Annotated in this window: 7 protein-coding genes; 3 read left to right on the forward strand and 4 right to left on the reverse strand. The window is 39.4% G+C overall.

The genetic code is table 11. The features are described from left to right. Positions 1 to 22: 22 nt before the first annotated feature. Complete coding sequence (locus tag NYP54_RS08370) at positions 23 to 3,313, reverse strand: translocation/assembly module TamB domain-containing protein (protein WP_283156123.1); 3,291 nt, start codon at positions 3,311 to 3,313, stop codon at positions 23 to 25. After that, positions 3,310 to 5,106 (reverse strand): POTRA domain-containing protein, encoded by a 1,797-nt coding sequence (locus NYP54_RS08375; protein ID WP_283156124.1) that lies wholly within the window; start codon positions 5,104 to 5,106, stop codon positions 3,310 to 3,312. The genes NYP54_RS08370 and NYP54_RS08375 overlap by 4 nt, the downstream gene beginning before the upstream one ends. A 143-nt stretch (positions 5,107 to 5,249) precedes the next feature. Between NYP54_RS08375 and tadA the strand changes: the two genes are divergently transcribed. Continuing rightward, positions 5,250 to 5,726, forward strand: coding sequence for a tRNA adenosine(34) deaminase TadA (gene tadA, locus NYP54_RS08380; protein WP_283156125.1), 477 nt, complete (start codon positions 5,250 to 5,252; stop codon positions 5,724 to 5,726). A 186-nt stretch (positions 5,727 to 5,912) separates the two neighbouring features. Here tadA and NYP54_RS08385 read toward each other — a convergent pair whose 3' ends face one another. Together NYP54_RS08385 and NYP54_RS08390 are read right to left on the reverse strand one after the other, a co-directional pair. Further along, positions 5,913 to 6,863, reverse strand: coding sequence for a hypothetical protein (locus NYP54_RS08385; RefSeq protein WP_283156126.1), 951 nt, complete (start codon positions 6,861 to 6,863; stop codon positions 5,913 to 5,915). Positions 6,864 to 6,946: 83 nt separating this feature from the next. After that, positions 6,947 to 8,113 (reverse strand): ATP-binding protein, encoded by a 1,167-nt coding sequence (locus NYP54_RS08390; RefSeq protein ID WP_283156127.1) that lies wholly within the window; start codon positions 8,111 to 8,113, stop codon positions 6,947 to 6,949. Positions 8,114 to 8,311: 198 nt separating this feature from the next. Between NYP54_RS08390 and NYP54_RS08395 the strand changes: the two genes are divergently transcribed. Next, positions 8,312 to 9,631, forward strand: coding sequence for a UDP-glucose/GDP-mannose dehydrogenase family protein (locus NYP54_RS08395; RefSeq protein WP_283156128.1), 1,320 nt, complete (start codon positions 8,312 to 8,314; stop codon positions 9,629 to 9,631). Positions 9,632 to 9,739: 108 nt separating this feature from the next. Continuing rightward, complete coding sequence (locus NYP54_RS08400) at positions 9,740 to 11,305, forward strand: S8 family serine peptidase (RefSeq protein WP_283156129.1); 1,566 nt, start codon at positions 9,740 to 9,742, stop codon at positions 11,303 to 11,305. Positions 11,306 to 11,549 lie beyond the last annotated feature (244 nt).

Below are 11,549 nucleotides of genomic sequence, written 5' to 3' on the forward strand. Positions count from 1 at the left end.
ATAGAGAATGGATAGTTATTTTTTAATTTTCAGAATGTGTTTGATAAAGAATGTCACCACCACGATCAAAACTAGTGACTTCCCCTTTTAATTTCCAGTTAGGACTTAGTGAAAAGGTGGCAATGCCTTGCTGCTCACCAGTAAATACCCCAACACCGTAGCTTAAATAAAGCCTTGAGGTTACCTGTTTGCCAATGAAAACTGCCGTGTTGTTTTGCTCAGCGGTTGTGTTGTTTGTGGTATTGGTCGGATTATTGTTCAAGTTGCCAAGTGAAAACTCTGCAAGTGATAATTTATCTTTAAGCTCATCAATGACCCCGCTACCACCTTCATTAATTGCAATTAAAAGTGCTGCTTGCGATAACGCATCTGATGATGCTTGGCTACTATTGGCATCATTTAACGTCTGACCAAATAGGATATAAGAGAGAATATCTGTTTGCGACATACTTGGATCAGAGAATAGTTGAATTTTTGGATTATTTGCCATGCCAGTGATTTCAATGCCGATGGTATCAGGTGCATTTGATTGTGTCAGCTTAACAGAGGTTGGGATATTGTAAAACGTGGTAATTGCTAGCATCGGATTATCAACTGGCGAGTTATTAAATTGGATAGTTGATTTAGGGTCAACGCTAAACGTTTTACCATAAGCGCTAAATACGCCATTGACTGGTTGCAGCGTCCCAATACCAAGCATTGGTTGATTCGGTTGGCTAATGATATTTAGTTTGCCTTGAATGTTGGTATCGATGCCAAGCCCTGAGATATGCGCATTTTTACCCATATCAATATTGAGATTCATGCTAAATGGCGTATTTTTTTGTGTTTGTATTGCTTGATTACTGTTGTTAACATAGACAACATCGTTTTGAATGGTATTTTGTAGACTACTGCTTTTCATATCAGCGAGATTGACAATTAATTTATCGATAAAAATATTGCCGCTTAAGTTACTGCTGCCATTGCTTTGATTGAAATTTAAAGTAGGGCTTACCGTGACCTCCATATCAGGCGTGTTGAGCACTAATAGTTTTTTACCATTGATATTAATATTGGTATTTGGTGTGGCACCATGCAAATCAACTAATCCACTGACGGTTAATGGCGATTTTTGGATGTTTGCCGTAAGATTGATCTTAGCATTCAGCGGATTGCGTATCAGGATATTGGCATTGATATCATCTAAGGTGGTATTTAATGGTAATAGCTCAATTTGCGCATCTTTAAGTGCGATATCGCCATCAACGTGCGGATCAAACAAAGTACCTGTGACTTGTAGGCTGCTATGTAAGCTGCCTTTATTAATTAATGTTGGGAATTGTGGGATAAAATTACTGATCCAATCAAGGCGCGTTGATGACAGATCAAGTGCGCCAGTTAATTTTGCTTTGCTCAAATTATATAAATCAAAATTATCACTATTAAGCTTAAGTACCAGTGAGTTTTGCGGAAAGGAAACATTGCTGCTTAATGCAAACTTTTGATCTTGAAGTGATAAGTCGGTATTGATATTCGTCGTGTAAGATAACTGATGGATCGGCACAATCTGTTGCAATTGCTTAAACCATGAGGTGTCGTTGGCAAAGAAAAACCCATGTCCGGAGATACTGAAATTGGCTTTGGGATGACTATTAGGTTTTTGTAAATAGTTCCCCTTGAAGCTTAAGGCAAAGCTATCACCGCCATAAGGCAGATTAGGAATAAATTGCGCAGGAGTTATCTCACCAGATGTTTGAATCGTAATGGCATTAGGTGCTAATGATGCACTGATGCAAAAATGATTATCATTCGATGCCAGAAGGCACAGATCACTCATACTACTTTCATTGGGACTAAGTGCTAAATCAACGGCTTTCGTCAGATGCCAGTCTTGCTTAAAGGTTTTGCTGGTAAAGTTTAAAGTATTGAGCCTCGCCGTAATTTGTGACAGTGACAGATTTTGTAATTGCATCTTAATGAGTGTTGAGATTTTATTAGAATCGGCATTGAGTGTTAATGCGTGATTATCAACAGCTAACACAAGTTTAGTAAGATCAAATTGCTTATAGAGAAAATCATGGACATCAAGCGTCATTTTGAGTGCTTTGGTTGTCTTGTCATTGATGTCAACTTTTCCTTGTGAGTAGATATTGCCACTGACATTAAAAGGGTAAGCATTAAGATCATTCACAAAAACTTCCCATTGCGCTTGAATATTTTGCTTGGATTGCACAAGTTTGACTTGCACACGATCATCATTGCGTGGATTAAATAGCTTGAATTGATTTAGGTGAAAAGTACCATCGCTGCTAGATAGGTTTATATGACAGCGTAGCTCAGAATCATTGCTAAAGATATCACAAAAGCTAGTTTTAAGTCGAAGATCATGATCAGTGGTATTAATCTTACCACCGATATTAAATTTAAGTGGCACTGCAGGGTTTAAAGAGGTGAGATTAACGGACCAGTCCAATTGGTCATTAAACAGCAGTGTATTATTAATCGTAGCAAGATGATCAAGTTTTAGTTTATTGATGATTCCCTCTTGATCAAAGCTGGAAATAAGTGAGTAAGGATAGGGTCTTGTTTTGTAGTGAATAATACCATCGCTCATGATGCTAAATTTATCTGCAAAATTACCAATGATTTGGGTTTGGGTGCTCGTGATGTTAGCATCACTTTGTGCAGCAGATAGATTGACCTTTAAATGCGTTTTAAAAGGCGCATTTAATATAATATAACCGCTATTTACCGTTGCACTGGCTGAATAAGCAGGGATCTTGGCAGAAACTTTATTAAGCGCTAGTTTGTCATCAACTAAATTCATACCGTCCGCATTGACGTTCGTCGCATGAGTGATTAATTGTTTATTCATCAAATACTTCACATCACTAACGTTAATGTTTTTAGCATAGAGCGCAAGCGGCATGCTAAAGGAGCTATTATCTTCTTGCGCTTGATCATCGTGATCTTTATCTGTTGAATGTGTGTTGACATCAACATAAACTTTATCCAAGGATAAACGTTTAACATCAAGCGTTTGGCGACTGATCAAGGACCATAATGATAACGAAAGCTCAACTTGGCTTAAGCGAATATCGACGGTGTCGTTTTTAATATCAAGCTCATCTAGTTTGAGTTGATTAATTTGACCTGAAATATTGCCTTTAAGACTAATGCCAAGGGGTTGCAAAAAATGATTGGTGATTTTTTGCGTTATCTTCAAGCCTGGCGTGGTAAACAATAAAAATCCAAGCGCTAGTGCAATGATCAATATTAGGCTTACGAGCGTGATTAAGCACCATTTAACTGTTTTACGTAAGCTTCTCATAGGCTTATCCCGATGCTTAAATCAAAGCGCCAATGCTCATCATTATGATTCAATGTACGCGTGAAAAATACCATAAAGGGTCCAAGTGGTGTTTTATAGCTAAGTCCAATGCCTGCTGCGCGCAAAATCTCAACATCACTAAAGTTAGGCTTATTGGCAGCGTTACCTAAGTTGTAGTAAAGCATTGAGCTGAAGTTACCATAAATACGCTGCTCAATGCCTGCAAGACCTGTGGCAAGATAGCGCCCACCCGTGACATTCCCATTAATGCTAGGTCCTTGGCTTAAGAAGGGATAACCCAGAAGGTTACTGACACCACCTGCGTAAAAACGAAAATTTGGGGCGACATTTTGGATGTCGTCAACCGTGATAAATCCCCAGTTAGCACCAAAGAGTAAGCGATTCCATTCTGGATTAATGGGGAGTGAGTAATAAATGCTCATATTGTTGCGAATAAAATCCTGATCCGACAGTGAGGATTTGATGGAAGCTTGTAATAATTCATTCCACACTAAGCCTTGACGCCAAAAACCATTTTGCCAGCTGCCGTCGTAGAGAAGGGTTAAAGCCGGAACAAGGTATTTACCATTGGTATTATTGGGGTTGGCAACGGTATTGTAGTTGGTAAGATATTGCTGCAAACTCACGGTGGTTTGCCAATTACCATATTTGTGAGTGCGTGCAATACCAAAATTAGTTTGGCGTTCATTGTAGGTATCGGTTTCAATATAGCTTTGCTCGGCAATAAGACTCCAGTTGTCGTGTAGTGGATCTTGTCCTGGAAAAACATAGCTTGTGCTAAAGGTACTATTGGCAGGAGACGCTAAGACGTTAAAGGAAAACTGCTGTCCGGTATCGGTAACATGACGAAAAAGCGTACCAAAGCTTACCCTAGGACCTGTGAATGTGCCATAACCCACACCAAAAGTATAAGTGCGCGCATGACCCGCAGTTAAGTTTAAATCCACTGGGACGGTCTTGTTAACTTTATCACGCTTAGAGATTTTAGGGACAAGCTGAGCGTTGCTAAAATAACCGCTATCTTGTAAACGCTTATTGGCTTTGGTGATCTTTTTCTGCGACATGACATCACCGATGCTGACCTTGATAATATCATCGATAAAACGCTCGGCATAATCATAACGCTGCTGTTTAATATTAATAGCACCAATCGTATAAAGATCGCCAGTATCAATGCTCAAGATGACTTCAGCAGTGTATTTAAGCATATTAATGCGAATCTCATGTTCTGTGAGTTCGCTATCGAGGTAACCCGCGTTAAAAAAGCTATCAGTCAGTAATGCTTTGGATTTTTCATAAGCAGTTTGCGTTAAAATATCGCCTTGCTTTAGTGGCAAGTCATTTAGCGTCTTAGTAGCGATTTTAGAATGTTGACCTGAGCCATTGATGTTAACGGTTAAGGCATCAATATGTAATGGTTCATTGAGTTTGACATTGAATGTAGCAATCCAAAGGTTATCTTTGACACTAAAGTCTGTGGTAATGACTGGCTTATAGTAACCATATGGCTCAAGTAACGTTTTGATTTCATCATCACTTTTTTTAAGTAGTAGTTGCATTTGATTAGGGTGAGAAACAGCAAACGTCTTAAAGCGCGATAAGCTGATATTATCAAGAATGCTTGATTTGATTTTATTGTCGTTAATACCATTAATAACAATATCAAGAGTGGGTGCTTTTGAATCACTTTTATTGTCATCAGCAGCGTATAAGAAGCTAAGGCTAAACAGGCTAAATATAAAAAATATACGAAGAATAGTCTTCCTTAACATCTTAATCTTGCTCTATAGGGTCATGTTGTTGATAAAGTGTAGTATAGTATAGGCTAACTTGAGGTGTAGATAAATAAACTACGCTATCAGAAAATACTTAACGGTATTAAGTGGCGAGATAGTGTGTAGTGAGTATTAATAATATGACGTTAACAAATAAAGAACAGTGGATGGCGCATGCGCTACTAGAGGCAAAGAAAGCACAAGCGCATAATGAAGTCCCCGTTGGTGCGATTATTGTCAAAGATAATCAAATCATTGGGAGAGGTTTTAATCAGATGATTATGAATAACGATCCAACGGCGCATGCTGAGATTATTGCATTGCGCGGTGCTGCGCAAACAATGCAAAACTATCGCTTACCGGAGTGTGATCTCTATGTCACTTTAGAGCCATGTATGATGTGTTTAGGTGCGATGGTGCACGCACGTATCAAAACGCTTTATTTTGCGACCAAAGAACCAAAAGCAGGTGCCGTTTGTTCAAAAGCACAGTTACATACAGAGCCATTTTTAAATCATTATTTGAATGTGGAAGGTGAGATTTTGGCAGATGAGGCCAGTGAGATGCTTAAAGCGTTTTTTAATGAGCGGCGGTTGCAGAAAAAGCATAGTAACTAATTGGAGTTACGCATTTTAGAAAAAACTATGATTTTATAAACACCCCGTCAGCCTACGGCTGCCACCCCTCTTGCAAAGAGGGGAATTAAAATCACCGTCGCCCCACTCCCCTCTTTGCAAGAGGGGAGCCGAGTTTACGAGGCGGGGTGTTGGCAAAATAAAGCACATCAAGTCAATAACTGAAGATTAGGCAAGCATAAAAAACACATTACTCAACGCAATCATTAATACCGTTAATATGGCAAAGCCGACATTGACAATATGTGCCCACTTGAGGTGCTTTTCACAAAGATAATAATTCAGTACAACAGTAATGAGTGTGATGACCATAAATATCAGAACGGTTAATTGAATTTTATCAATTAGGTTGATGGCATTAGATGGTGGCAGTATCGAGTCGGTGGAAATTTTGCTACCGACCACGGCGAAAATTGCAGCCGAGTTTAGTGCTAGACGGCTTTTAATATCTTTAATCGGGATAAAGAACATGCCAAGAATTAATATGCAGGCAAGATATAACATACCAAAGATATGGATAAACATGCGAATGTTAGTGTGTGTCATCTCAACCGAGTAAATTGCCCTAGCATAAGCGGTGCTATTTGGGTTATCTGGATTGCCAAAATTCGTATCATAGTGATGGATATAGGTTTGCCAGTGATCAGTGCCTAACGCCCAACCACTTAAAGGCATCTCATGATCGACATCAGAGTTGATGTTATCGGTGCTAAATATAACGGTATGGGCATTAAAATCAGCATCTTCAATAATGATGGATAGCGGTTTAGTGCTAAAGGGGAAATTTTCAAAACTCCAATCTTGAGATAAAGTGGCACGGATTTTATATTGCTTAAGGGTTTTGTTGTCAGAGAGTTGTTGAGTGTTTTGATATAAAACGGAGAACTTTTCAGCATTGATGATGTCAAACTCATTGTTCTCAATGATCAGCTGATCCGGATAAATAAACCACAACCAAAAAATCGTAGAAACGGTTTTTTTTTGTAAATTGATATCATAAATATGCGTGATATAAGTACCAACTGTCACCTCTGCAGGTGGCTTTGGTACTTTGTTGTTAGCAAAACTAGTTTGTATATAAAACAAAAAACTAAAAAGAACTACTAAGAACCTTGCCATATTTGATCCATCAAATTTCCATACGTGACAAGAGTATAGTTGAAATATTTTGAAACATAAGAAACATGATACTTGCAGGTGTATTAATTATGCGCGTAATCCGCTGGTGATTTTAAAAGTAGGTTAGCATCTTTTAATGCAAGAGATATGGGGAGTAAAGTGACACCATCTAATGTCTGCTTTTCATCGCCGCCATAGAGTAGATAGCAGCTTACCATCGGGTAGTCTTCTTTAAAGGTCAACAGCCCTTTAAGGTCTTTGCGACTAATTTTCTTTTTGCGCTTAACTTCAATGGCGATTAAACCATGCTCACCATATAAGATAAAATCCACTTCTTGTTGAGCGCGCGTTCGCCAATAATAAAACTGATATCCTAGGTTGTAATAGTCATTGCACGCTCTAAACTCCTGCAAACAAATCGTCTCAAGTGCAGCACCATCAATTTCTTCTGGTGAATCAAGTACACCAATAGGACGTATTGTTTTATACACACCGACATCAAAAAAATAAAATTTAGGTGCCATGACAACATCGCGCTTAGCCCGCTTGGTAAAAACAGGTAAACGAGCGGAAATCAGTAGATCTTCCAAAATAGTAAAAAAGTTCTCGACTGTATGTCTTGAGCTGCCAATTTCTCTGGCGATTTCGGTATAGTTGAGTGTTTCCCCTTGTGAGAAACTCGCTGTTTCTAAAAAACGTGCAAATAATGCAATATTTCGCGTTAAGCTCTCATGCAATACTTCCTCTTTAAGGTAAGTTGCTACATAGCTTTTTAAATATTCGCTGGGTTGGGATGTAAGCAATGCCGTTGGTAAATGACCTGTATGTAAAGACTTGGCAATATCAAAATGATTAGCTTGTTCAATGGCAGTAACTGGGTGCATATGTTTGATCAGTGCGCGCCCTGCAAGTAGATTAACTCCACTTCGTTTGAGTTTGCGTGCGCTAGAACCAGTTAAAATAAATCGTAATTTACGCCCCTCAATGAGGCGGTGCACTTCATCCAATAAGGCAGGGATTTTTTGGATTTCATCAATAATGATCCATTTGTTATAACCCTCTGGGATGCTGGCATCCAAACGGGTGGCATCACCTAGAAGATAGGTGTATGTATCCTCTTTTAGCAGATCAAAATAAAGACTGTCTTTAAAGTGATATCTCAGCCAAGATGTCTTGCCAGTGCCTCTTGGACCAAATAAAAAGTAGCTTTGTTGCGAATTGGGGTCAATATTTAACAGTCGCTTAAACATAAAAAAATCGCAATTGGTGGTTGATGATCTCTATTTTGTATGAAAATCGAGATTATCGATAGCGATTTTTGATGTTTTGTTATGGCAATTAGTGATGGCAAGTAATAATAATCACACTTCATAAAATAATATTCGCTGAATTTGGGCGTTATTTCTGATATGATCGATGGCGATTTGAGTAGCTAAAAGTGAGATTTTATGAAGATTGCAATTTTTGGTACGGGCTATGTCGGACTCGTGACAGGAACTTGTTTTGCAGCAATGGGTAATCATGTTTGCTGTGTTGATATCGATCAAACCAAAGTCGATAACCTAAAAAAAGGTATTTCACCGATTTATGAACCGGGCTTGGATGAGCTCATTAAACGTAATGTGACCAAAGGACGTTTGCGCTTTACTACCGAAGCAAAGACAGCAATTGATGAAGCGCAAGTCATCTTTATTGCGGTAGGGACACCGCCTGATGAGGATGGATCTGCTGATTTACAATATGTCTTGCAAGTGGCCAAAACCGTTGCCAGTGACATGAATGAGTACAAGGTCATTGTCAATAAATCAACGGTTCCAGTGGGTACTGAGTATAAAGTGACCGAAGCAATTTCTAATGTGCTCAATCAGCGTGGTGTAAAACTTGATTTTGATGTGGTATCTAATCCTGAGTTTCTTAAAGAGGGTGATGCTATTAGTGACTGTATGCATCCAGATCGTATCGTCGTGGGGGCGAACTCCGAGCGTGCTGCGGATGTTATGCGCGAGCTTTACGCACCATTTGATCCTAATCAAAATCGCTTGATGATCATGGATGTACGCTCTGCTGAGATGACTAAGTATGTCGCTAATGCAATGCTTGCGACGAAGATTAGTTTTATGAATGAAATGAGTCAGATTGCTGAGCGTGTCGGTGCAGATATTGAGAAAGTACGTATTGGTATTGGTGCTGATCGACGCATTGGTTACCATTTTATTTACGCAGGCTGTGGTTATGGTGGCTCATGTTTTCCTAAGGACGTGCGCGCGCTTGGGCAAACTTCGCGTGAATACGGTTATACTGCGCGTATTTTAAACGCGGTGCACGATGTTAACGATGCGCAAAAAGAAGTCCTGTTTACTAAATTTAATGATTATTTTAACGGTGAAATTGAAGGCAAAACAGTGGCTGTATGGGGGCTTGCGTTTAAGCCAAATACTGATGATATTCGTGAAGCTTCAGCGCGTGTTTTAATAGAAACACTGTGGCAGCATGGCGTTAAAGTCAAAGCCTATGACCCTGAAGCAATGGAAAACTTTGCACAAGCTTATGGTCAACGTGATGATTACGAGCTTGTTGATGAAGCGTATAATGCCTTACATAATGCCGATGCTTTATTTGTGGTCACAGAATGGCAGAGCTTTAGAAGTCCAGATTTTAGTAAGATCAAAGCACGACTAAATACCCCTATTATTTTTGATGGACGTAATTTGTATGATAAGTCACGGATGAAAGGCTTAGGATTCGACTATATTTCTATTGGGAGATAACAAAAACTTTCCCTGCTATAAGTTTAAATAATGTTCTTTTTATGGATAAAATAAAAAGCTGATCTATAGTTAACCTTGTAATGTTAAGTTATCTTGGTGGGGTCAGTTATGAACAGTTATAGAAGAAGCTCGTTGGCATGTATTGCCATTTTTTGTTTACCGTTATCTTCTCTTGCGATTGAATTACAGGTGCGTTATTGCGATACAGCACGTAAGAGTGAAGTCATTACTGTTGAGTATACAGATAATGATAGTGTTTTAGATCAGCGATTTATCGATCACTTCGGTGCGCCATTGGCGCACTTTAAAGCAGCTAACAACTATCGCAATACACATGATGATGTCTGCTCAGCGTTGCCCAAAAATACCAAATCCTATGTGATGGGCAATGCGCAAGCGATTCATATTGACCGCTTGCCATTTCAGGTTGAATCCGTCATTCCTGAAGTGTTGAGTGATATACAAAAGGAATTTTTGCAAGCTGAGAATGTTCGACAATGGTCGCAGCAATGGAATATGCATAACCATATTGGCGTGGGTGTTGCTGCGGAAGGGGCGTGGGCACAATTAAGGTTTACAGGACTTAATAAAACCTATGTTGCCGTGATTGACTCAGGTGTTACCGAATTTATGCCAGAGGATTTACAAGGGCGTTTGGAGATGTCGCAGCCTTATTATTTTTATGTTAATGATCAAGATAAAGTGGATGTAATTGCTTCAGTTATTGATACTGATTTAATGCAAGGTCCTCATGGCACAGTAGTCGCAGGTGTTATTGCTGCGCAAGGTCCAAGAGTGACAGGTGTTGCCGGTGATGTGGATGAGATTATGGTGTTACCTGTTAAAGTCTTTGGGCATGTCGGAGGTGCAAAAACAGAAGCGATTACTATGGCGATTGAGTGGGCTGCGGGCATATATAGTGAAGATATGGCAAGCATAGCTCAACTTCAACCCAATCAAACGCCAACAAAAGTGATTAATTTGAGCCTAGGAATATCAAGAGTTGGTAAAGATGGCATGGTGGCTGCAACTGAAAATAATTGGAAAAACGTAGTATTGCCCTCTCTTTGCAGCGCATACCGAGAGTCAATCAACAAAGTTAATGCTTTAGGTGTAACGGTTGTTATTTCTGCAGGAAATTACGGGCAACCTGTATGGAATAGCATCCCAGCAGGCTGCCCTAATATCAACGCGATTGTAGTGGAAGCAACGAATAATAATGGCATAAAAGCAGACTATTCTAATTATGCAGTAAATGATTGGCCTTTACAGAGTCTGGTGCTAGCTGCCCCTGGTGGCGAAGATGCGGAGCTTGACTTAAGTAAAGGTATTATCTCACCGGGGTTTTGTATGACTTCAACTTTAGGTGTTTATTGTCGGTATTTTTACTTGGAAGGAACCTCTTTCTCTGCCCCTCATGTTGCCGGTATTGCAGCTATGATCTATGCGTTAAAGCCTGATGCAGATGTGAGCTATGTCAAAGCAAAATTATCACAATCTACGTGGGGTAATAATGTGATTAATGCCCAAGAGGCAGTACGCCAAACAGTTGTTGCAGAGCAAAGCAATGACGCGCAATTTGATGGCGCAGGTGGAGGCAATAGCACGGGTATAGCAGTGGCGGCAGGTGCTGGCGCACTGGCGTCAGCATTAGCGCTTATTTTGTTTATGTGAGTGTTGATAATTCACAATGGTGCTGTAAGATATCATGATAATTAACAACTCTATTTATAGTGAGCTCAGTAAGATTAATTTGTCTTGAGCTACTGATTATTAAAGGCGTTAGCAAATAAATTATCAGCTTATCAAGGATAAATAATTACGTATGCAATGGCTAATATCTCACGGTAAAAATGGGCAAGGACGTACAGCCTGTTTTGCATATCACGTAAGCAGAAATAGCCTTTGTCTATAATTG

Origin of the sequence: Cysteiniphilum sp. QT6929, from assembly GCF_030035755.1 — a bacterium.
Lineage (GTDB): Bacteria > Pseudomonadota > Gammaproteobacteria > Francisellales > Francisellaceae > Caedibacter > Caedibacter litoralis.

Excerpts from the sequence above, each read along its gene's own strand:
- tadA (WP_283156125.1), top strand. The coding sequence starts at position 5,250 with ATGACGTTAACAAATAAAGAACAGTGGATGGCGCATGCGCTACTAGAG.
- NYP54_RS08370 (WP_283156123.1), bottom strand. The coding sequence starts at position 3,313 with ATGAGAAGCTTACGTAAAACAGTTAAATGGTGCTTAATCACGCTCGTA.
- NYP54_RS08400 (WP_283156129.1), top strand. The coding sequence starts at position 9,740 with ATGAACAGTTATAGAAGAAGCTCGTTGGCATGTATTGCCATTTTTTGT.
- NYP54_RS08395 (WP_283156128.1), top strand. The coding sequence starts at position 8,312 with ATGAAGATTGCAATTTTTGGTACGGGCTATGTCGGACTCGTGACAGGA.
- NYP54_RS08390 (WP_283156127.1), bottom strand. The coding sequence starts at position 8,113 with ATGTTTAAGCGACTGTTAAATATTGACCCCAATTCGCAACAAAGCTAC.
- NYP54_RS08385 (WP_283156126.1), bottom strand. The coding sequence starts at position 6,863 with ATGGCAAGGTTCTTAGTAGTTCTTTTTAGTTTTTTGTTTTATATACAA.
- NYP54_RS08375 (WP_283156124.1), bottom strand. The coding sequence starts at position 5,106 with ATGTTAAGGAAGACTATTCTTCGTATATTTTTTATATTTAGCCTGTTT.